The following is a 23290-nucleotide window of genomic DNA, read 5'->3' on the forward strand; positions in this document are numbered from 1 at the left end:
CTGATGAAAAATACAGAGAAAAAGGGGAAAAAAGAGCATATTTGTGTTGGTTTGCTGGCCCATGTAGATGCCGGAAAGACAACCCTTGCAGAAAGTATTTTGTATGTAAGCGGAAAGACGAGAACACTTGGGAGAGTGGATCATGGGAATGCATATTTAGATACCTTTGAGCTGGAACGTGCAAGAGGTATCACGATTTTTGCAAAACAGGCAGAGGTAGATCTAAAAGAGAAGGAGGTCACCTTTTTAGACACACCGGGACATGTCGATTTTTCTGCGGAAATGGAGCGGACACTGCAGGTGCTGGATTATGCGATTCTTGTCATTGGCGGTGCAGATGGCGTACAGGGACATGTGCAGACATTGTGGCATCTTTTAAAGAGATATGAGATTCCAACGTTTCTGTTTGTCAATAAGATGGATCAATCCGGAACAGATAAGGAAACGTTACTTGCGGAACTTCAGAATCGTCTTTCTGCTTCCTGTATAGATTTTACCTGTGAGAAGGATAGCGAGGCTTTTTTGGAAGCGGTCGCTATGTGTGATGAAGAGGTATTGGAAAATTATCTGGAAGGAGAACCGATTACAGACTGCAAGATTCGTAAATTGATTCAAAAACGAAAAATTTTCCCTTGTTATTTTGGCTCTGCCTTAAAACTGGAAGGAATTGATACCTTTTTAGAAGCGTTTGACCGGTATACAATCTGTCCGGAATATGCGGATACATTTGGTGCAAAAGTATATAAAATATCAAGAGATGCACAAGGAATGCGGTTGACACATCTGAAAGTGACAGGTGGTTCGCTGCGGGTAAAGATGGTTTTAAAAGAAGAAGAAAAAGTGGATCAAATCCGTATTTATTCCGGTTCGTCTTATCGGACAACAGAGGAGGTGGAAGCCGGAAGAATCTGTGTGATTACCGGACCGGATACGACTCGTGCCGGAGAAGGACTTGGTGCAGAATCAGAAGCAGCAGCTCCGATGCTGACACCAGTGCTGAATTATCAGATTGAACTGCCGGAGGGCTGTGATGTCCATGGTATGTTTTTAAAGTTAAAACAGTTGGAAGAAGAGATTCCGGAGCTGCATATTGTTTGGGACAGACAATTAAATGAAATTCATGCTCAGGTTATGGGAGAGGTACAGATTGAGATTTTAAAAAGCATGATTTTGGAACGATTTCAAGTTGATGTAGAATTTGGAACGGGAAATATTGTGTATAAAGAGACGATTGCAGAACCGGTGGAGGGGGCAGGACATTTTGAACCGCTCCGCCATTATGCAGAAGTCCGTCTTGTACTGGAACCGCTTCCCTCCGGAAGTGGACTTGTTTTTTCATCGAATTGCAGTGAGGATGTGCTAGAGCGCAATTGGCAGAGACTGATTATGACGCATTTGGAAGAAAAAGCGCACAAGGGAGTTCTGACCGGTTCTGAGATTACGGATATGAAGATTACGTTGATTAATGGAAGGGCGCACCAGAAACATACAGAAGGTGGTGATTTCAGGCAGGCAACGTATCGTGCTGTACGACAAGGTTTGAAGAAAGCAAAGAGCATTTTACTGGAACCGGTTTATGAATATCAGTTGGAAATTCCGGCAGATCAGGTTGGACGTGCTATGACAGATTTGCAGAGAATGCATGCCGTCTTTGAACCGCCAAAGATGGAAGTGGATATGGCAATCTTAAAAGGGACGGCTCCGGTTGTCACTATGCGGGATTATCAGCGGGAGATGATTGTGTATACAAGGGGACATGGAAGGTTGTTCTGTTCTCTGAAAGGCTATGAGCCGTGTCACAATGCAGAAGAGGTTATCGATTCCTGTGGATATGATTCGGAGGCGGATACGGAAGAACCGACAGGGTCTGTATTTTGTTCTCACGGATCCGGATTTTATGTAAAATGGAATCAGGTCGAGGAATATATGCACACGGAAAGCCGTGAAAAAGCAGTGTCAAAAGAAAAACAGACAGTTGTTTATGAGTTGCCTCCTGTGATTGACGAAGAAGAATTAAGAATGATTTTTGAGAGGACATATGGTCCGATGAAACGGGAGAGGAATGTGTTTGCCAAACGTGTGCAGGCACCGGAACCTTCTGTGAAACGCCCCAAAAAGCAGACGGATGAGAAAGAATATCTGTTGGTGGACGGATATAATATCATCTTTGCGTGGGAAGATTTGAAAGAGTTGTCAGAAATTAATATTGAAGCTGCCAGAATGAAATTGATGGATATCCTGAGCAACTATCAGGGGTATCGGAAACAGACATTGATTCTGGTGTTCGATGCTTATAAGGTACCGGGGAATGTGGGAGAAGTTCAAAAATATCACAATATTCATGTGGTGTATACGAAAGAAGCAGAAACTGCCGATCAGTATATTGAGAAGACAGTACAGGAAATCGGGAAGAAATATCATGTGACAGTGGCGACATCCGATGCGTTGGAGCAGATGATTATTCTCGGACAGGGAGCGCAACGAATTTCAGCGAAAGGGCTGTTGGAGGAAATTTTGACAGTCAATCAAGAGATTCGAAGAGAGCATTTGAATCGTCAGCAAAATACGGCATCACAATATTTGTTTGAGAGTCTTCCGGAGGAGATGGCAAATCTGATGGACGAGGTAAGGCTTGGAAGAATTGAATTTGATGAGATAGGAAAGAGATATGAGGAAAAAAACAGGGGCAATTGACCTGACAACAGGCAATGAGATGAGAGCGATTGTAGTATTTGCACTGCCTTTGATCGCAGGCAATTTATTTCAACAGTTATATAATTTGATGGATACGATGATCGTGGGAAAATTTATCGGTGCAGATGCGCTGGCCGCAGTCGGTTCTTCGTATATGACGATGAACTTTCTTACTTCAATCATTATCGGACTTTGTATGGGGAGCGGGATTGTATTTTCCTGGTTTTACGGCTCAAGACAGAGAGAAAAGCTGGAACAAAGTATGTTTCAGTCTTTTCTGTTTATTTTGGCGGTTACTGTAATGATCACGGGTGCCAGTCTTTTATTTCTTGACCAGCTGCTGCATCTTTTGAATATCGAATCGAGTATCTTTCAGATGACAAGAGCATATTTATTTATCATTATCTGTGGTATGGGATTTGTGTTTTTATATAATTATTTCACCGCCGTACTTAGAAGTATGGGAAATTCGTTTACGCCACTGATTTTTTTGGTGATTTCGTCGGTGATCAATATCGTATTGGATTATATATTTGTAGTTCCGCTTCAGATGGGAGTATCCGGAGCAGCTTATGCCACGGTCATCGCGCAGGCAGTATCGGCAGCAGGAATTGCAGTCTATACACTGTGGAAGGTAAAAGAGGTAAGTATTTCCAAGCGGATGCTAAAAGGCGAGAGAGAATTGTTCTGTATGATCGTGAATCAGTCACTTTTGACAAGCGTGCAGCAGTCGATTATGAATTTCGGTATTTTGATGGTACAGGGTTTGGTGAACAGTTTCGGCGTGATTGTCATGGCTGGTTTTGCAGCTGCTGTGAAAATTGACAGTTTCGCATACATGCCGGTGCAGGACTTTGGGAATGCATTTTCCACCTATGTGGCACAAAACCGTGGAGCAGGAAAGATGGAACGTATCGAAAAAGGGAAAAATTCTGCATTGAAATTGATTGTCGGTTCCTGTGTGGTCATTTCCACACTGGTTGTCCTGTTTGCGGGACCTCTCATGCGTTTATTTATTGATGCATCTGAGACACAGGTCATTTTTGAAGGGGTTCGCTATTTGCGGATTGTATCTCCTTTTTACTGTCTGATCGGATTTTTATTTTTACTGTATGGTCTTTACAGAGGAATTGGGAAACCACAGTTTTCTATTGTATTGACAATAATTTCGCTGGGGACACGTGTCCTTTTAGCATACGTCCTTTCTGCAATCCCGGCAGTCGGAATTGTGGGAATCTGGTGGGCAATCCCAATTGGATGGTTCCTTGCAGATACAGTCGGGTTTCTCTATTATCATTTTATGAAAAAATAGATATTTTTCAGGAGCCACACATATACTACTATAAAAGTATATGTGTGGCATTTTTATGGAAAAGAAAACATTCATAAATCGCATGGCAGATGCGGCAAATATGCCGAAAGATGTAGTGCTGGGTGTCCCGATTCTCACCATGACCGGACAGAACGAAGTGAGTGTGGAAAATTATAGAGGCATTATTGAATACACCGACTTATTAATTCGCATACAGACAAAAATCGGTCAGATTAAAATTATTGGGAAATCACTTCAAATTGACTATTACACAAATGATGAGATGAAAATTACCGGTCGTATCACTTCAATAGAATATCATTAAGGGGGATAAGGAGTGTTAAATACAATCATTCGATATATACAAGGGTATCTGCTTATACAGGTAACCGGATATTCCCCGGAGCGATTCTTAAATTTGTGCAGCCGTAAGCAAATCTATCTGTGGGGGCTTGAGCCAAAAGAAAACAGCTATGAGATGTTTATTACTATCCGGGGATTTAGAAAATTAAAACCGATCCTGAAAAAGACAAGGACAAAGGTGACAATTTTAAATCGGCTTGGACTGCCGTTTTTTTTTCACAAGTATCGAAAACGAAAGGTATTTTTTTTCGGGATACTCTTTTGTGTGATATTTATTTATGTCATGTCTTTATTTGTATGGAATATACATATTGAAGGAAATTTCACAAGGACAGATGAGGTTATTTTGGAGTTTCTGGAGTCCAAACACATTGAACATGGAATGTTAAAAAAGAAAGTGAATTGTGAGCGTATCGTAAAAGATATCAGAAAAGAATTTGATGATATCGTGTGGGTGTCCGCATATGTGACCGGAACCAGACTGATGATTCAGGTCAAAGAAAATACAGACACATTCCCGATGGAGGCTGCAAAAGAAGAGCCGCCGAATGACATTGTGGCCGAGAAGGACGGACGGATTACGAGTATCGTCACAAGAAATGGAGTTCCTCTTGTCAAGCCGGGCGATGAAGTAAAAAAGGGGGACATATTAGTCTCCGGAAAAGTCGAAGTAAAAAATGATGCAGGAGAAGTTGTCAATTATCACTACCAGAATGCAGATGCAGATATTGAGGCGGAAACTACTCTGGAATATGAAAATGAGCATCGTTTCTCTCACTCGGAAAAAAAGTATACGGATGCTAAGAAAAAAGCTTTTTATATCAAGATCGGAAACTATTTCGGCATTTTGGGAGGGTGGAAGAACCATTATCAGGAAGCGGAGATCTATACAAGTGAGTGGCGTTTGAAAATCGGGGAGCATTTTTACATTCCCATATCATTTGGAGTTAAAGAAATCCGCCAGTATGAATCAAAAGAAAAAGTATACACACAAGAAGAAATGAGGATACTTTTAAGCGAGGAGTTTCAGTTGTTCTGCAAGGAACTGGAAGAAAAGAAAATAGAGATATTGCAGAAAGATGTGAAGATTTATTTACAAGAAAATAGTGCAAAAGCCAAAGGAACGCTCCGAATTCAGGAGAAAATTGGTCAACACAACGAAACGGAAATGATTGATTTCTAGTGATTTTCTGTGATACAATAAAAAAGATTATGAAAATAGAAAGGGATAGGCAAATGAGTATACTGGAAGAATTCATTGAAATACCTGTTGCACATGAAAAGAATATATTCGGGCAGTTTGATGCATTTGCAAAGAAGATAGAACGTACTTTACAAGTGACATTAATCGCACGGGATGGACATACGAAAATTTTAGGAGAAGCCCAGCGTGTGAATCAGGCAAAACGAGTGCTGGAGCAGCTTGCGGAGCTGTCAAAGCGAGGCAACACCATTACAGAACAGAATGTAGACTATGCGATTTCACTGGTCTTTGAGGACAATGAAAAGGGAATCGTAGAGATTGATAAGGATATTATCTGTCATACTTTGCAGGGGAAACCAATTAAGCCGAAGACGCTCGGGCAGAAGAAATATGTGGATGCAATCCGAAAGCAAATGATCGTATTCGGACTTGGACCTGCGGGAACCGGAAAGACATACCTTGCGATGGCAATGGCAATTACGGCGTTTAAAAACAACGAAGTGGGAAGAATCATCTTGACACGTCCGGCTATTGAAGCGGGAGAAAAACTTGGTTTTCTTCCGGGCGATCTGCAAAGTAAGATTGATCCGTACTTAAGACCATTGTATGATGCTCTGTATCAAATTATGGGGGCAGAGAGTTTTATCAAAAATTCCGAAAAAGGGTTGATTGAAGTGGCTCCTTTAGCGTACATGAGAGGGCGTACGCTAGACAATGCATTTATTATTTTGGACGAGGCACAAAATACGACACCTGCTCAGATGAAGATGTTTCTGACCAGAATCGGTTTTGGCTCAAAAGTGGTAATTACAGGAGACTCCACACAAAAAGACCTTCCATCCGGAATGGTGTCCGGATTGGATATTGCGACAAAAGTAGTTCGCAATATTGATGATATTACAATCTGTAATTTATCCAGCAAAGATGTTGTCAGACATCCTTTGGTGCAGAAGATTGTAAAAGCGTACGAAGAATTTGAACAAAAGAAAGAACGTCCGAGAGACAAAAGGAGAAAATAATGACTTTATTATTTGAAGAAGAGGGCAGTTTGAAGCTTTCGCTTCCTTGCGAAGAACTTGCGGTAAAAGTAATTGAGATGGCTTTGGATTATGCAAAATGCCCGTATGAGGCAGAGGTGAATCTGCTTTTGACAATGAATGATGAGATTCAGGAGATGAACCGTAATTTTCGTGGAATTGACCGCGCGACGGATGTACTTTCCTTCCCGATGGTAGACTATGAGACAGCAGGATCATTTTCTTTTCTGGAAGATGCCCTTGAGTATTTTAATCCGGAGAGCGGAGAGCTGATGCTTGGAGACATTGTCATTTCAAAAGAAAAAGTAGTTTCACAGGCAGAAGAATACGGACATTCCATTGAACGGGAATACGCTTTCTTGATTGCGCACAGTATGCTTCATCTGTTTGGTTTTGATCATATGGAAGAAGAAGAGCGGGCGGTGATGGAAAGAAAGCAGGCGGAAATATTAGAACGTCTGCAAATATTGCGTTAGCAGAAGGTAGTGAGGAGATTTATGATAGAAAAACAAAAGAAAAACAATAGTTTCTTAATGCAGGGAATGATTCTCGCTGTTGCAGGAATTATTACAAGAATCATCGGGATTGCATATCGCATTCCGGTAACAAATATTTTGGGGACAGAAGGACAGGGATTTTATGCCACTGCGTTTTCTATTTACAACATTGCACTGCTTCTGACTTCCTACAGTCTTCCGTTAGCAGTTTCAAAGCTGATCTCTGCAAGGGTGTCTAAAGGTGAGCGGAAAAATGCTATGCGTATTTTTAAAGGTGCACTTTGGTTTGCTTTTATCGTCGGGAGTGTTGTTGCCTGCATCGTTTTCTTTTTCTCAGATTTTATTGCGAAAACGATTATGTCCATGGAACTGAGCGCCTATGCACTTCGTGTGTTGGCACCGGGACTTCTGATTGTAGCTGTAATGGGAGTCTTACGTGGATTTTTCCAGGGAATGGGGACGATGATGCCAACTGCAATCTCACAGATTTTAGAACAGATTGTCAATGCTGTCATCAGTATTATCGGGGCGAGCTATCTGCTTGAGATGGGGAAAAAAGTGGCAGAAAAAGCGAGCAATGACTCTGTGGCATATGCATATGGAGCAGCAGGAGGAACGCTTGGAACGGTGTGCGGAGCGCTGTTTGGATTATTGTTCTTACTGTTTGTCTTGAAAATTTATTCGCCGACAATCAAAAAGCAACTCAAACGAGATCGCAGCCTTAAAACAGAAGGGTATAGCGAGATTTACAAAATTCTCCTGATGACAATTGCTCCTGTTATTTTGAGTACGGCAATTTACAATATCAGTGAGACAATTGACATAGGGATGTTTGGAAGCATCATGGCGGCACAGGGACATTCATTGGCAGAACGTTCGGACTTATTGGGACGTTTCAGTGGACATTACAATGTGTTGATCAACATTCCGCTTGCAGTGGCAAACGCACTAGGAGCATCTTTGATTCCAAGTCTTACAGCTGCGGTGGCAATCGGAGATAAAAAACAGATTCACAGTAAGATTTCAATGTCTATTCGATTTTCCATGATGATTGCCATTCCGAGTTTTGTAGGATTCCTTGTATTGGCGAACCCGATTTTAGCGTTGTTATTTAACGGAAATATCGATATTTCAGCGAACATGCTGAGACTTGGAGCAATCACAGTTGTATTTTATTGCATGTCTACTGTGACAAATGCAATTCTGCAGGGATTAAACAAGATGACAACACCGGTAAAACATGGCGCGATTTCCCTTTGTATCCATTTGGCCGGTCTGTTTATCATGCTTGTGATTTTTAAGATGGGAATCTATGCGGTTGTGGCAAGTAATATCATCTTCTCGCTTTCAATGTGTATTTTAAATGCACGTGCACTTAAGCGCGAGGCTGCTTATCATCAGGAGGTGGAGAAGACATTCCTGATTCCTGCTGTTGCAGCAGTTGTTATGGGAGTTGTGGCATTAGTAATCTACTTCCTGTGTAATCTTGTGATGAGTCAAAATATTGCGGTGATCATTGCTTTGCTTGTAGCTGTGGTTGTATATGGTGTGTCATTGCTGAAGTTTGGAGGTCTTTCCCAAGAAGAGATCTTAGCACTTCCAAAAGGAAGCACACTGCTTTCCTTGTTTCAAAAATTACATTTGGTAAAAGAGGAGTATGCATAAAATGAGACCAGTAAAAAAGGTGGCATTGTTACATGATTTATGCGGCGTCGGAAAAGCGGCGTTGACCAATATGGTTCCGGTTCTGAGTGTCATGGGGATTGAGGCTTGCCCAATTCCGACGATTTTACTATCCACCCATACAGGGGGATATGGAAAACCTGCCATGGAAAAGATATCGACAACATATATTCGGGAATGTGCGGATCACTATGTTGCAAATCAGGTGACGTTCGATTTGATATTTGTCGGATATTTAGGCAGTGAGGGTATGATTGAGGCAGTTGAATATTTTCTTTCCTGCTTTCCCGACACAGAAGTTATTATTGATCCGATCATGGGAGATCACGGCAGATATTATACGAATTTTGACAGCTCTTATGGCGAATCTATGAGACGGCTCCTTCCGTATGCAAGTATTATCATGCCGAATATTACAGAAGGATGTCTTCTCACCCAAACTTCCTGCTCAGAAAATATGATACAGGAAACAATTCTTACAATTTGTCAGGATTTGGAAAAAGCCGGAGCAAAAAAAATTGTTATGACAAGCGTTCCCTGCGCTTCTGGAAGAAAGGGAATTGTCCTCTACGAGAACGGAGAGATGCAACTGTTTGAAAAAGAGTGCCTTGCCTGTGAATACCACGGAACCGGGGATACGTTTGACGGTGTATTTGTGGGGGCATATTTAAACAATAAGTCACTTGAAGAATCATTAGAGCTTGCTCATGCATTTGTATATGCATGTATGAAAGAAAGCGAGCGTTATGATTATGAAGAACGAGAAGGATTGATCATAGAAAGAAATCTCTATATGCTTGTATAAAATAGAAAAGAAAACCAATACTGTATAATAAAAAGGAGTTGTCCTTATGAAAAAAAGATATGGTATTGGTTTTTTGATTGGAATGATCGTGTTTACGTTAGTTCTTGTATGTGCATATCAGTTGAGTTATGATCGTGCAATGCGTAAATTGGAGGCAAAACAAAAATCGATTCAGAAAAAGCAGGAAAACGTAATAGAGACAAAAGGATCTGCTCAAAAAGAAGAAGGGTATTTTATCAAAGAGAAAGACGGCTATATTATCGTATATTTATCCGATGAAAAGACGGTCTATGAATATACGACAATTGAAATACAGTATCTGCCGGAGCGGATTCAAGAGGAAGTAAAAAAAGGGAAAAAGGCAGATACTATCGGAGAAGTTTACGGATTCTTAGAAAATTATTCCAGTTAAAATATTTTACTGCCCTGGAATAGATGGTAGACTTCAAAAAGAATATAGTGTAATATAAGAGAAGTATTAGAAGGAAGGAACAAAAGAAAATGACAGACGAAAAAATTCAGCGAATTAATGAACTATATAAAAAATCCAAAACAGTCGGACTGACCGATGCAGAAAAAAAAGAGCAGAAAGTGTTAAGAAGAGAATTTGTTGATTCTTTCAAGCGAAATCTGCGGGGACAGTTAGATAATATCTCTATCCAGGAATTGGACGGTTCGATTACAAATCTTGGTGAGAAATATGGAAACAAAAAGGGACATTAGAGCACGCATTTTAGAAAAACGAACGCATATGACGCAGGAAGAATGGGAGTTCAAAAGCGATCTCATTGTGAAACGTTTGATGGAACACCCATTCTTTGTGGAAGCAAGAGAGATTTATTGCTACATGGATTACCGTCGTGAAGTCGGTACTCGCCGTATCATAGAAAAAGCATGGGAACTGAACAAAAAGACAGCAGTTCCGAAAGTATGTGGAGATGATATGGAATTCTATTATGTGCAAAGGTTTGATGAGCTTGAAAAAGGATATTCAGGCATTTGGGAACCTGTCACGAAAAAGAAGGCGAAAGGTGACTCGGTGCTTGTGCTCTTACCTGGAAGTGCGTTTGACCGGAATCGGAACCGGATCGGATATGGAAAAGGATTTTATGATAAATATCTCATAAAGCATCAGCAATATCGAACACTTGCTCTTGCGTTTGAATTTCAGGTAGTGGATTCCATTCCCACAGACAGTTATGATATTCGACCGGACGGAATTATTACGGAGGAGACTTATTATGTTTGAAGAATTACCAAAAGACCCTATGCTCCTGTTGAGTGTAATCAACACTAAACTGCGGGATTATTATTCCAATTTGGATTTGCTTTGTGAGGAACTTCAGATTGACCGGAAAACCTTGACAAAGCGACTTGCAGAGATTGACTATGAATATGATCCGGCACAGAATCGGTTCATATAATAAATTACGAAAGGATACATATACATTGAAAAATATAGAGACTTATTTAGAGACAATCGATATAACAAATGAGGCGCCGGTTAATGAGCCGGAGCGCCAATATTATTTTATGAAAAAGGCACGTGCTTATGTGAAACAGATATCAGATGAACTGCAAAGACCATTGACGTTTTGTGTGACAACATTCGGATGTCAGATGAATGCAAGGGATTCAGAAAAACTTGTCGGTGTGCTCGAACAGATTGGATATGTGGAGGAACCTGATGAAGACAAAGCGGATTTTGTCATTTACAATACATGTACAGTACGTGAAAATGCAAATATGCGTGTTTACGGACGTCTTGGTCAGCTGAAACATGTCAAAAAATCCAATCCACACATGATGATCGGACTTTGCGGATGCATGATGCAAGAACCGGAAGTTGTAGAAAAATTAAAGAAAAGTTATCGCTTTGTAGATTTGATTTTCGGAACACATAATATTTATAAATTTGCAGAACTTATTGCCACTCGTTTCGAGTCAGAGAGAATGGTCATTGATATCTGGAAAGACACAGATAAGATCGTAGAAGATCTTCCAAGTGAGCGCAAGTTTTCGTTCAAATCCGGAGTCAATATCATGTTTGGATGTAATAATTTCTGCAGCTATTGTATCGTTCCATATGTCCGCGGACGTGAGCGGAGCCGAAATCCAAAAGATATTATCCGGGAGATTGAAACACTTGTTGCCGACGGTGTTGTGGAAGTGATGCTGCTTGGACAGAATGTCAATTCTTATGGGAAAAATTTGGATGAGCCGATGACTTTTGCAGAGCTTTTACAGGAAATTGAAAAAATTGAAGGGTTGGAACGAATTCGTTTCATGACCTCCCATCCAAAAGATTTATCCGATGAATTGATTGAGGTGATGCGTCACTCTAAGAAGATCTGTAAACATCTGCACCTTCCGGTTCAGTCAGGAAGTACTGAGATTCTGAAAAAGATGAATCGGCATTATACAAAAGAGCAGTATTTGGAGTTGGTACGCAAAATTAAAGAAGCAGTGCCGGATATTTCGCTGACAACTGATATCATTGTCGGATTCCCAGGCGAGACAGAGGAAGATTTTCTGGAGACAATGGATGTCGTGAAAAAGGTTCGCTATGACAGTGCATTTACATTCATCTACTCTAAACGGACCGGAACACCTGCTGCTATTATGGAGAATCAGATATCTGACGATGTTGTGAAAAATCGTTTTGACCGTCTGTTAAAAGAAGTTCAGGAGATTTCCGCAGAGGTGTGCAGTGTACACGCAGGAACTACACAGCCTGTTTTGGTAGAATCCATGAACGATCATGACGACTCACTTGTGACAGGTCGTCTGAGCAATAACATCTTGGTTCATTTTAAGGGAGATGAAAGTCTTATCGGGAAAATTGTTGATGTGAACCTGAAGGAATGTAAAGGATTTTATTATCTTGGAGAAATGAAATAACTTCCAACTATAATTTTTGAAAAAGCGTCCAAACTATGTAATATGGAAATTACATGGGAAGGACGTTTTTTAATGAAAAAACTCAGTGAATATTTATTTTTATGGACGCTTGGAGGGACCCTTTACTACACGTTTGAGATGATTTTTCGCGGTTTTTCGCATTGGTCTATGTTTTTGCTTGGAGGATTTTGTCTGTTGTTTTTTGGAGTACAGGGGATGGCAGTAAAATGGAGTGATCCACTTTGGATGCAGGTACTTCGGTGCACGATATTCGTGACTGCCGGAGAGTTTATCACAGGAATAATCGTCAATAAATGGTTGGGCTGGGCTGTCTGGGATTACAGTGATCAGCCATTTCAGCTGTTCGGTCAAATCTGTCTTCCGTTTACAATTATTTTCTCCGGGCTGTGCGCACTTGGGATTTTTTTGAGCGGTTATCTGCTGTATTGGATTTATGGAGAGGAGAAACCGAAATATCATGTGCTCTAGAAAAGCATTGAAACGAATTGTTTTGGAATTGAGATAAGGTTTTTGGTACAGCAGTAATGATTGTATGTAGGAGACTGCTTTTTTCATTGAAAAGATTGCTAAAGTTTGTTATCATTGTTGATGTAATTTAAATAGGAAGATTTACTAATAGAAAAACAATGTTAAGGGGAAAATATGAGTAGTAGTACATTAACTCCAATGATGCAGCAATATATGGAGACAAAAGAACAGTACAAAGACTGCATCTTATTTTATAGATTAGGTGATTTTTATGAAATGTTCTTTGATGATGCGCTTACCGTCACCAAAGAACTGGACATTACATTAACCGGAAAAAACTGTGGACTTGAGGAACGGGCACCGATGTGCGGCGTTCCTTATCATGCTGTAGAGGGATATCTCACAAGATTAGTACAAAAGGGATATAAAGTTGCAATCTGTGAGCAGGTGGAAGATCCAAAGCTTGCAAAAGGTATCGTAAAGCGTGAAGTGGTTCGTATTGTGACTCCTGGGACGAATATTAACACACAGGCGTTGGATGAGACAAAAAATAATTATATTATGTGTATTGTTTACATTGCCGACCGCTATGGACTTTCGGTAGCAGATGTCTCCACCGGAGATTATTTTGTGACAGAACTCGACAGCGGGAGAAAGCTTTTAGATGAGATTGCAAAGTTTTTTCCATCTGAAATCATCTGTAATGAATCACTTTATATGAGCGGACTAGATCTTGAGGATCTGAAAAATCGGCTTGGAATCACGATTTATTCATTAGATGCATGGTATTTTGATGATGGGATGTGTACAAAAGTATTAAAAGACCACTTTAAAGTATCTTCGTTGGAAGGACTTGGACTGACAGATTATAACTGTGGTTTGATCGCTGCCGGTGCACTGCTTCAATATCTGTATGAGACGCAGAAGACTTCACTTGCACATCTGACAGGCATCATCAGCTACACAACCGGAAAATACATGCTCCTTGACAGCTCCTCCAGACGAAATCTGGAGCTGTGTGAGACTTTGCGCGAAAAGCAAAAAAGAGGATCTTTGTTATGGGTGCTTGATAAGACGAAGACTGCAATGGGAGCCAGAACACTTAGAAGTTTTGTGGAGCAACCACTTATTCATAGAGAAGAGGTCATAAAGCGACTAGATGCAGTAGGTGAGCTAAAAGATGATGCGATTTCCAGAGAAGAGATCCGGGAATATTTAACACCGGTATATGACCTGGAACGTCTGATCAGCAAGATCAGTTACCAGTCAGCAAATCCAAGAGATTTGATTGCATTTAAAAGTTCTTTGGAGATGCTTCCGCATATCAAATATATTTTGGGAGATATGAAGACTCCACTTTTGCAAGAATTATATGAAGAGCTGGATACACTTGAAGAGTTGTGCCAGTTAATTCAGCATGCAATCTGCGAGGAACCGCCGCTTGCAATGAAAGAGGGCGGTATTATCAAAGAAGGCTATCACCCGGATGTAGATAAGCTTCGCAATGCAAAGACGGAAGGAAAGACCTGGCTTGCTGAGCTGGAAGCAGAAGAGCGGGAAAAGACAGGCATCAAAAATTTAAAAATCAAGTACAATAAAGTATTTGGCTATTATTTAGAGGTGACGAATTCCTACAAGGAACTTGTCCCGGATTACTATACAAGAAAACAGACACTCGCCAATGCAGAGCGTTATATCATTCCGAGATTGAAAGAATTGGAAGATACTATTTTAGGCGCAGAAGATAAGCTGTATGCGTTGGAATATGAACTGTATTGCAATGTTCGAGACACGATTGCAGATGAGGTCGTTCGAATTCAAAAGACAGCGAAGGCAATCGCGCAGATCGATGTGTTTGCATCATTGGCACTCGTCGCAGAACGCAACAACTATGTGCGTCCGAAGATTAACGAAAAGGGCGTCATCGACATAAAAAACGGACGTCATCCGGTTGTGGAGAAGATGATTCCAAATGATATGTTTATTGCAAACGACACCTATCTGGATGATAAAAAGAATCGTGTGTCCATTATTACAGGACCGAATATGGCAGGAAAGTCCACTTATATGCGTCAGACAGCGCTGATTGTTCTCATGGCACAGATCGGTTCTTTCGTGCCTGCGGAGACAGCGAATATCGGAATTGTAGATCGTATTTTTACCCGTGTGGGAGCATCTGATGATCTTGCATCCGGACAGAGTACATTTATGGTGGAGATGACAGAGGTTGCAAATATTTTGCGAAATGCCACAAGCAAAAGTCTCTTAATCTTAGATGAAATCGGACGTGGGACAAGTACTTTTGACGGTCTTAGTATTGCCTGGGCAGTTGTGGAACATATCAGTAACGGTAAACTGTTGGGGGCAAAGACACTTTTTGCAACACATTATCACGAACTGACAGAACTGGAAGGAAAGATTGACAGTGTGAATAACTATTGTATCGCCGTCAAAGAAAAAGGAGACGATATTGTTTTCCTGCGAAAAATTGTGAAAGGCGGAGCAGACAAAAGCTATGGAATTCAAGTTGCAAAGCTTGCCGGCGTGCCGGAATCTGTTATTGCACGGGCAAAAGAAATTGTAAGTGAACTAAGTGAGGCTGATATCACAACAAGAGTACGTGACATTTCCGTGCAGTCTGCGGATACGAAAAAGAAAATGAAAAAATACGATGAGGTGGATCTGGCACAGATGTCGCTGTTTGACACGGTAAAGGATGATGATGTCTTAAAAGAACTGGAAGAGCTTGATGTTGCACATCTGACTCCGATGGATGCACTGAATACGATTCATCGTCTGCAGAACAAGCTGAAGAACAGATGGTAATTGTGAAAAGAGGAAGCATTTATGGTAAATATTCAAGTTTTAGATCAAATTACAATCGATAAAATTGCAGCGGGAGAGGTAATTGAGCGTCCTGCTTCTATTATAAAAGAGTTGGTAGAAAACGCTATTGATGCAGGGGCAAGTGCGGTCACTGTGGAGATTAAAGAGGGTGGCATTTCTTTTATACGCATTACAGACAATGGATGCGGTATTCCAAAAGGAGAAGTTCCGCTTGCGTTTTTGCGTCATTCTACCAGCAAAATCCGCTCTGTAGACGATCTGAGCACGGTGGCTTCACTTGGATTCCGAGGAGAGGCGCTGTCAAGTATTGCTGCGATCGCACAGGTAGAACTGATTACAAAGACAAAAGATGAAGTTACCGGTACCCGTTATCGGATTGAGGGCGGCGCAGAAAAATCTATAGAAGACACGGGTGCACCGGATGGAACGACTTTTCTTGTACATCAGATTTTTTATAATACACCTGCAAGAAGAAAATTTTTAAAAACTCCGATGACGGAGGCAAGTCATGTCAGTGAACTGATGACAAGACTTGCATTGTCTCATCCGGAGGTATCTATACAATTCATCAACAATGGTCAGGAAAAACTGCACACTTCCGGAAACGGGAAATTAAAAGATATTATTTATCATGTATTTGGGCGGGATATTGCCAATAATCTATTGGAAACCAACGAAAGGATTGACGGAATACAGGTACAGGGATTCATCGGAAAACCGATCATCTCCCGCGGGAATCGAAATTACGAGAACTATTTTATCAACGGACGTTATGTCAAAAGCAACATCATTGCAAAGGCAATCGAAGATGCTTATAAAGATTTTACGATGCAGCACAAGTATCCGTTTACGGCGTTGCACTTTACAATGGACGGAACCGACTTGGATGTCAATGTGCATCCGACGAAGATGGAACTTCGTTTCAGCAATCAGCAGGGCGTGTACAATTTTATCTACAATGCTCTGAAGCAGACATTAAGTGAACCGGAACTGATTCCAAGAGTGGAGCTTCCTGAGGCAAAAGAAGTTCCTGTGAAAGCAGAAAAAATTGTCGAGCGAAAACAAGAACAACCAATGACGCCAGTCAGAGAAGAAAGAAAAACACCGGTTATAGAGGAAGAAAAAAATCTGGATTATTTTATGAAAAAAATGCGGGAGAGGGTAACAGCATACCATCAGCAAGTGACGAAAGTAAAACCAACTCCTGCGCCATCAGTCGTTCAAGAAAACGTGAACTATGAAGCTTTGCCTGCAAGCCAAGTGGCAGCTGTAAAACAACCGGTGCCTGAACAGCGGACAGTTGCAAAAGAACCAATGCCTGAACAGGCGGTTGCGCCAAGAGAGCAGAAGTCGGTTGTAACAGAAAAGCAGTTGGATTTCTTCGAGGAGAAGCTGCTTACAAAAAAAGCAGCACAGGAATACAAGATTATCGGACAGCTATTTGAGACTTACTGGCTTGTGGAGTTTCATGAACAGCTTTATATCATTGACCAACATGCAGCCCATGAACGCGTGTTGTATGAAAAGACGCTTCGCGGCATGAAAGACAGGGAGTTTACTTCTCAATATTTAAGTCCGCCTATCATCCTGAATCTTTCCATGCAGGAGGAAGAAGCGCTGAATACACATATGGATATTTTTACAAATATTGGATTTGAGATTGAGCCGTTTGGTGGAGATTCATACGCAATTCGAGCGGTTCCTGACAATCTGTTCAGCATTGCAAAAAGAGAATTGTTTACAGAGATGCTGGACCAGCTTGTCGACGGAATTCATTCGTCTCTTGCACCGGATATTGTTGCTGAAAAAGTTGCATCGATGTCCTGTAAGGCAGCAGTGAAAGGAAATTCCCGTCTATCTGCCGCTGAGGTAGAAACTTTGATCGGCGAACTTTTGGAGCTTGAAAATCCATATCACTGTCCGCATGGAAGACCGACGATTATCGCCATGACAAAACGAGAACTGGAAAAGAAATTCAAAAGAATTGTGTAGGGATAACTATGAAGAAACCAATTATTATTTTAACAGGACCGACGGCAGTCGGCAAAACAAAAGCGTCTATCGAGCTTGCAAAGAAAATCGGTGGGGAGATCATTTCAGCCGATTCCATGCAAGTTTACAAATATATGGACATCGGTTCCGCCAAGATCCGCTCAGAAGAGATGCAGGGAGTACCTCATTATTTGATTGATGAGCTAGAACCGGATGAAGAATTTCATGTAGTGCGTTTTCAGGAGATGGCAAAACAGGCAATGGAAAAGATTTACGCAAATGGACATATTCCAATTGTGGTAGGTGGAACCGGATTTTACATTCAGGCATTACTCTATGACATTGACTTTACAGAAAGCAATGAAGACTCTTCTTACCGAGAAGAATTAGAACGGCTTGCAAAAGAAAAAGGTGCCCAATATCTCCATGAAGAACTTCGAAAGGTGGATGAAAAATCTGCTGAAACGATTCATGCAAACAATGTAAAACGTGTTATTCGGGCATTGGAGTTTTTCAAGCAGACCGGACAGAAAATCTCCGAGCATAATGAGACAGAACGTACAAAGGAGTCACCTTATGATTTCTGCTACTTCGTTTTGACAGATGATCGAAAACTTTTGTATGACCGCATCAATCTGCGTGTGGATCAGATGGTGCAGGATGGATTATTGGAGGAAGTTCAGTCGTTAAAAGAACGGGGATATACAAAAGATATGGTCTCCATGCAAGGACTTGGTTATAAAGAGATTTTGGACTATCTTGACGGCGATTGCACGCTTGAGGAAACAATCTATATTTTAAAACGAGACACACGGCATTTTGCAAAGAGGCAGCTCACTTGGTTTCGAAGAGAACGTGATGTGATCTGGATCGATAAAAGTCAATATGATCATAATGAAGCCAAAGTTGTAGATATGATGATTACGAAAATACAAGAAAGGATACCTTATATATGTTTGAAATGACAGAGATGTATAGAGAGCTTGGAATCTCAGAAAAAGTATATCAGTTTGGAAAAGAAATAGAAAAGTCACTGGAAGATCGTTTTGATCAGATTGACAAGGTGACAGAATTTAATCAATTGAAAGTGATTCGCGCGATGCAGGAAAGTCGTGTCAATGAAGCCTGCTTTAATTATGCAAGCGGATACGGATACAATGATCAGGGACGTGACACGCTGGAAGAAGTTTATGCAAAAACATTTCACACAGAATCTGCTTTGGTACGTCCGCAGATTACCTGTGGGACACATGCACTTGCACTTGCACTGAGCGCCAATCTAAGACCGGGAGATGAATTGCTCTCTCCTGTTGGAAAACCGTATGACACACTGGAGGAAGTAATTGGGATTCGCAAATCAAAGGGTTCTCTTTCGGAATATGGAATCACATACCGACAGGTAGATCTGTTAGAGGATGGCACATTTGACTATGAAAATATCAAAAAAGCAATTCATGAGAAAACAAAACTGATCACAATTCAGAGATCGAAAGGATATCAGACACGTCCAAGCTTTTCCGTTGCACAGATTGGACAATTGATCTCATTTGTGAAGAAGATTAAACCAGATGTAATCTGTATGGTCGACAACTGTTATGGAGAGTTTGTGGAGACAATCGAGCCAAGTGATGTGGGGGCAGATTTGATTGTCGGATCACTTATCAAAAATCCAGGTGGCGGACTGGCGCCGATTGGCGGTTACATAGCCGGTAAAGAGGAATACATTGAAAACTGTGCTTATCGTTTGACGTCGCCGGGACTTGGAAAAGAAGTAGGGGCTTCACTTGGGGTGATGCAGTCTTTTTATCAGGGATTTTTCCTTGCACCAACGGTTGTCGGAAGCGCATTAAAAGGCGCCATTTTTGCGGCAAACATCTACGAAAAACTTGGCTTTTCTGTGATTCCAAACAGCACAGAAAGCAGGCATGACATTATACAGGCAGTGGAACTTGGCACACCGGAAGGTGTTATCGCATTCTGTCAGGGAATTCAGGCTGCCGCACCGGTTGACAGCTATGTATCACCGGAACCTTGGGCAATGCCTGGATATGACAGTGATGTGATCATGGCTGCCGGAGCATTTGTACAAGGTTCATCTATTGAACTAAGTGCCGACGGACCGATCAAACCTCCATATGCAGTTTATTTTCAGGGAGGACTTACCTGGCCGCACGCAAAACTTGGGATTCTCATGTCTTTGGAACATTTAGTGAGAAAAGGAATCGTACAGTTATGAAAAAAAGACATGTAATCATCGTAGGCGGAGGAGCTTCCGGAATGGTCGCTGCAATTTCGGCCGCAAGAGAAGGCGCGAAGGTGACAATTATAGAACATCAGAATAAACTCGGAAAAAAAATCTTATCTACCGGAAACGGAAAATGTAATTTGACCAATGAGTATATGGTAGCAGAATGTTTCCGCGGTGAAGATCTCTCGATTGTCGATACTGTGTTAAAGAAATTTGGCTATAAAGAGACAGTTTCCTTTTTTGAGTCGTTAGGTGTTCTCACAAAAAGCAGACAGGGGTATATCTACCCTGTTTCAGAACAGGCATCCGCAGTGTTGGATGTCCTTGTGATGGAATTGGAAAAACTTTCAGTCGATGTTATTCTAAATGAGCATGTAACTTCCGTTTCACAAAAAAAAGAGCAATTTACAGTTGTGGCGGGAAACAAAAAATATTGTGCGGATGCGGTAATTTTGGCGACAGGTGGTAAGGCAGCCGCAGTATTGGGGTCTGACGGAAGTGGCTATGCATTGGCAAAACAATTTGGTCATACGATTTCTCCGGTTGTCCCTGCACTTGTACAACTTCGCGGGAAAGGCACCTATTTTAAACAGGTGGCGGGCGTTCGCACAAATGCGAAGGTATCCGTGCTGGTCGACGGAGATTGTCAGGCTGCTGACACAGGAGAGCTTCAGCTTACAAACTACGGTATTTCCGGCATTCCTGTTTTTCAGATCAGCAGATTTGCAGCAAAGGCGCTCAAAGAGAAGAAGTTGGTAGAAGCAGAGATTGATTTTTTCCCTGAGGCTGATGACAACGAGTTTTGCATATTGATGGAAGAACGAAAACGACAACATGCTGATAGAACGGCAGAGGATTTCTTTGTAGGGATATTTAATCGTAAGCTAAGCGAGTTGTTTTTAAAGCAGGCGTATATCCCATTGCATATAAAAGCTTCCGAAATCCGATCTGATAAATGGGAAAAATTGTTTTCTCTGTGTAAGCATTTTCAGGTGGAGATCGAGGAGACAAATCCTTTTGAACAGGCACAGGTTTGTGCCGGTGGAGTACGCACAGATATGATAAATCCGGCTACGATGGAGTCTGTTCTTGTGAAAGACTTATATATCACAGGAGAACTGATGGATATTGACGGAATCTGCGGAGGATATAATTTACAATGGGCGTGGGCAACTGGTTTTCTTGCCGGGAAGCACGCGGCGAAAGGAATGGAAAGATGATTCGAATCAATCAGATAAAACTGACTCCAGATAAGGGCAAAGAGGAGTTGGTTCAAAAGGCAACAAAAATACTTCGTATTTCTGAAAAAGAGGTACTATCTTTAAAAATTCGCAAACAGTCCATTGATGCCCGAAAGAAACCCAATATTATGTATGTCTACACCGTGGATGTGGAGGTTTCAAATGAGCAAAAGATTATGAGACGTCAAAAAGGAAATCAGGTGACACTCATCCACGAGACACCTTATGACTTTCCAAATTCCGGTACCAAGAAGATGGAACACCGACCGGTGGTCATCGGAAGCGGACCGGCAGGATTATTTTGCGCATATTTGCTTGCCGAGCATGGATATCGTCCGGTTGTATATGAACGTGGCGCTTCTGTAGAGGAACGAAAAAAAGATGTGGAACGATTTTGGAACGAACAGATTCTAAATCCGAACTCCAATGTACAGTTCGGAGAGGGCGGTGCAGGAACATTTTCAGATGGAAAACTAAATACACTTGTCAAAGATCCAGTTGGAAGGAACCGGAAAGTGCTGGAAATCTTTGTGGAAAACGGTGCGCCAAAGGACATCCTGTACAGTCATAAACCACATATTGGAACCGATCTTTTGATTACAGTTGTAAAAAATATGAGACAGCGGATTTTAGATTGGGGCGGTGAAGTACATTTTCACAGTCAGATGACGGATATTCATGTGGAAGACGGAAAGCTTACGGCAATCACGGTGACAACTGATGCTGAAAGTATCCGCTGCCCGGCAGAGATACTTGTACTGGCAATCGGGCACAGCGCCAGAGACACTTTTTCCATGCTCTATGAAAGACAGATTCCGATGATCGCTAAATCATTCGCAGTAGGTGTCAGAGTTGAGCATGACCAGGAAATGATAAATTGTGCTCAGTATGGTGAAAATGTACCTTACGATCTCCCTGCCGCTCCATATAAAGTGGCAGCAAATTTGGAAAATGGAAGAGGTGTTTATTCGTTCTGCATGTGTCCGGGAGGATATGTCGTCAATGCTTCCTCTGAGGAAGGTCGGCTCGCCGTAAATGGAATGAGTTATCATGCGCGGGATGGGAAAAATGCAAATAGTGCGATCATTGTGACAGTAACACCTAAAGATTATGGTTCGGAGCATCCACTGGCTGGCGTTAGATTTCAGCAATTGCTGGAAGAACGGGCGTATCAGGTGGGAAAAGGAGCGGTCCCGGTACAGTGCTTTGGAGATTTTTGTGAGAATAAAGTTACAGAGCATTTCGGAAAAATTGAACCTCAGATAAAGGGAGCGTACACGTTTGCGAATGTTCGTGCAATTTTTCCAAAAGAAATTGGTGATTCTATTGAAGAAGGAATAAAAGTGTTCGACAGACAAATACATGGTTTTGCAAAAGATGACACGGTGTTATCTGGCGTGGAGAGCCGTACATCTTCTCCTGTTCGAATTCCTAGAAATCAGGAACTTCACCTTGAAAATCTGCGGATTTACCCGTGTGGAGAAGGTGCAGGATATGCAGGCGGAATCACTTCGGCAGCGATGGATGGAATAAAAGTGGCTGAAATGATCGCAAAGGAATTTACATTTTTCGACTGATTCGTCACAATTTATTCAGAAAAATTTAATGTGTTAACTATGTACACCAATTTTAAATTGTGGTAAAATAAGTAAAGTTTGTGGAGTAAGAAACGAGGTGGAGTACAAATGAAGAGGGCAGGAGGGAAGAATTCCTGGGCGTTATTTCTCTTAATGTTGGCAGGGATTGTTCTTGGCGGGTTTATAGGAACGCTTACAGCAGATATGCCTGGATTTGCCTGGTTGAACTATGGGCAGTCTTTTGGATTTGATAACCCAATTGTGTTAAATCTCGGTATATTGGTTATTACATTCGCATTAAATATCAAAATAACAATCGCAAGCATTATTGGACTTGTTATATCTGCAATTATTTATCGCTTCTTATAGCAATGCTATCGTGTCAAAGAGTCTGTACAAG

At 41.4% G+C, this 23290-nt stretch carries 21 protein-coding genes; all 21 read left to right on the forward strand.

The genetic code is table 11. The features are described from left to right. Positions 1 to 3: 3 nt before the first annotated feature. The 21 genes from BQ5364_RS07950 to BQ5364_RS08050 all read left to right on the forward strand — a co-directional run bounded on the left by BQ5364_RS07950 (position 4) and on the right by BQ5364_RS08050 (position 23259). The gene (locus tag BQ5364_RS07950) at positions 4 to 2694 is read left to right on the forward strand and encodes a translation factor GTPase family protein (protein WP_004612550.1); all 2691 of its coding nucleotides are present in this window, start codon (positions 4 to 6) and stop codon (positions 2692 to 2694) included. Beyond that, positions 2669 to 4006: an MATE family efflux transporter gene (locus BQ5364_RS07955; protein WP_004612551.1), complete on the forward strand. Its 1338-nt coding sequence runs from the start codon at positions 2669 to 2671 to the stop codon at positions 4004 to 4006. Before BQ5364_RS07950 ends, BQ5364_RS07955 begins: the two co-directional genes overlap by 26 nt. A gap of 40 nt (positions 4007 to 4046) precedes the next feature. Beyond that, a complete protein-coding gene (gene yqfC, locus BQ5364_RS07960; protein ID WP_004612552.1) occupies positions 4047 to 4331 on the forward strand; it encodes a sporulation protein YqfC in 285 nt (94 codons plus the stop codon). A gap of 12 nt (positions 4332 to 4343) precedes the next feature. Continuing rightward, complete coding sequence (locus BQ5364_RS07965) at positions 4344 to 5552, forward strand: sporulation protein YqfD (RefSeq protein WP_071143975.1); 1209 nt, start codon at positions 4344 to 4346, stop codon at positions 5550 to 5552. 53 nt (positions 5553 to 5605) lie between these two features. Then, complete coding sequence (locus tag BQ5364_RS07970; RefSeq protein WP_022250118.1) at positions 5606 to 6592, forward strand: PhoH family protein; 987 nt, start codon at positions 5606 to 5608, stop codon at positions 6590 to 6592. After that, complete coding sequence (gene ybeY, locus BQ5364_RS07975; protein ID WP_004612555.1) at positions 6592 to 7086, forward strand: rRNA maturation RNase YbeY; 495 nt, start codon at positions 6592 to 6594, stop codon at positions 7084 to 7086. The genes BQ5364_RS07970 and ybeY overlap by 1 nt, the downstream gene beginning before the upstream one ends. 21 nt (positions 7087 to 7107) lie before the next feature. Next, positions 7108 to 8772 (forward strand): putative polysaccharide biosynthesis protein, encoded by a 1665-nt coding sequence (locus BQ5364_RS07980; RefSeq protein ID WP_004612556.1) that lies wholly within the window; start codon positions 7108 to 7110, stop codon positions 8770 to 8772. Between the two features lies 1 nt (position 8773). Beyond that, positions 8774 to 9595, forward strand: coding sequence for a pyridoxamine kinase (locus tag BQ5364_RS07985; protein WP_071143976.1), 822 nt, complete (start codon positions 8774 to 8776; stop codon positions 9593 to 9595). A gap of 46 nt (positions 9596 to 9641) precedes the next feature. Further along, entirely contained in the window at positions 9642 to 10007 is a 366-nt protein-coding gene (locus tag BQ5364_RS07990; RefSeq protein ID WP_004612559.1) for a hypothetical protein, read from the forward strand. An 89-nt stretch (positions 10008 to 10096) separates the two neighbouring features. Next, positions 10097 to 10318 carry a DUF896 domain-containing protein gene (locus BQ5364_RS07995; RefSeq protein WP_004612560.1) on the forward strand — a complete coding sequence of 74 codons (222 nt, stop codon included), beginning with the start codon at positions 10097 to 10099 and terminating at the stop codon, positions 10316 to 10318. Then, on the forward strand, positions 10296 to 10844 hold the full coding sequence (locus BQ5364_RS08000; protein WP_004612561.1) for a 5-formyltetrahydrofolate cyclo-ligase: 549 nt from the start codon (positions 10296 to 10298) through the stop codon (positions 10842 to 10844). The genes BQ5364_RS07995 and BQ5364_RS08000 overlap by 23 nt, the downstream gene beginning before the upstream one ends. Then, the gene (locus tag BQ5364_RS08005) at positions 10837 to 11019 is read left to right on the forward strand and encodes a DUF4250 domain-containing protein (RefSeq protein WP_004612562.1); all 183 of its coding nucleotides are present in this window, start codon (positions 10837 to 10839) and stop codon (positions 11017 to 11019) included. Before BQ5364_RS08000 ends, BQ5364_RS08005 begins: the two co-directional genes overlap by 8 nt. Then, positions 10991 to 12496 (forward strand): tRNA (N6-isopentenyl adenosine(37)-C2)-methylthiotransferase MiaB, encoded by a 1506-nt coding sequence (gene miaB, locus BQ5364_RS08010; protein ID WP_071144720.1) that lies wholly within the window; start codon positions 10991 to 10993, stop codon positions 12494 to 12496. Before BQ5364_RS08005 ends, miaB begins: the two co-directional genes overlap by 29 nt. Positions 12497 to 12568: 72 nt before the next feature. Beyond that, positions 12569 to 12985: a putative ABC transporter permease gene (locus BQ5364_RS08015; protein WP_022250123.1), complete on the forward strand. Its 417-nt coding sequence runs from the start codon at positions 12569 to 12571 to the stop codon at positions 12983 to 12985. 174 nt (positions 12986 to 13159) lie between these two features. Beyond that, entirely contained in the window at positions 13160 to 15811 is a 2652-nt protein-coding gene (gene mutS / locus BQ5364_RS08020) for a DNA mismatch repair protein MutS (RefSeq protein ID WP_331463014.1), read from the forward strand. A gap of 21 nt (positions 15812 to 15832) precedes the next feature. After that, complete coding sequence (gene mutL / locus BQ5364_RS08025) at positions 15833 to 17824, forward strand: DNA mismatch repair endonuclease MutL (protein ID WP_071143978.1); 1992 nt, start codon at positions 15833 to 15835, stop codon at positions 17822 to 17824. Positions 17825 to 17832: 8 nt separating this feature from the next. After that, positions 17833 to 18789, forward strand: coding sequence for a tRNA (adenosine(37)-N6)-dimethylallyltransferase MiaA (gene miaA, locus BQ5364_RS08030; RefSeq protein ID WP_071143979.1), 957 nt, complete (start codon positions 17833 to 17835; stop codon positions 18787 to 18789). Further along, complete coding sequence (locus BQ5364_RS08035) at positions 18777 to 20060, forward strand: methionine gamma-lyase family protein (protein ID WP_004612570.1); 1284 nt, start codon at positions 18777 to 18779, stop codon at positions 20058 to 20060. The genes miaA and BQ5364_RS08035 overlap by 13 nt, the downstream gene beginning before the upstream one ends. After that, the gene (locus BQ5364_RS08040) at positions 20057 to 21292 is read left to right on the forward strand and encodes a BaiN/RdsA family NAD(P)/FAD-dependent oxidoreductase (RefSeq protein WP_004612571.1); all 1236 of its coding nucleotides are present in this window, start codon (positions 20057 to 20059) and stop codon (positions 21290 to 21292) included. The genes BQ5364_RS08035 and BQ5364_RS08040 overlap by 4 nt, the downstream gene beginning before the upstream one ends. Then, the gene (locus BQ5364_RS08045; protein ID WP_004612572.1) at positions 21289 to 22890 is read left to right on the forward strand and encodes an NAD(P)/FAD-dependent oxidoreductase; all 1602 of its coding nucleotides are present in this window, start codon (positions 21289 to 21291) and stop codon (positions 22888 to 22890) included. The genes BQ5364_RS08040 and BQ5364_RS08045 overlap by 4 nt, the downstream gene beginning before the upstream one ends. 108 nt (positions 22891 to 22998) lie before the next feature. Beyond that, on the forward strand, positions 22999 to 23259 hold the full coding sequence (locus BQ5364_RS08050) for a DUF4321 domain-containing protein (protein WP_004612573.1): 261 nt from the start codon (positions 22999 to 23001) through the stop codon (positions 23257 to 23259). The last annotated feature ends 31 nt before the right edge of the window (positions 23260 to 23290 follow it).

Source organism: Coprococcus phoceensis, from assembly GCF_900104635.1.
Lineage (GTDB): Bacteria > Bacillota > Clostridia > Lachnospirales > Lachnospiraceae > Faecalimonas > Faecalimonas phoceensis.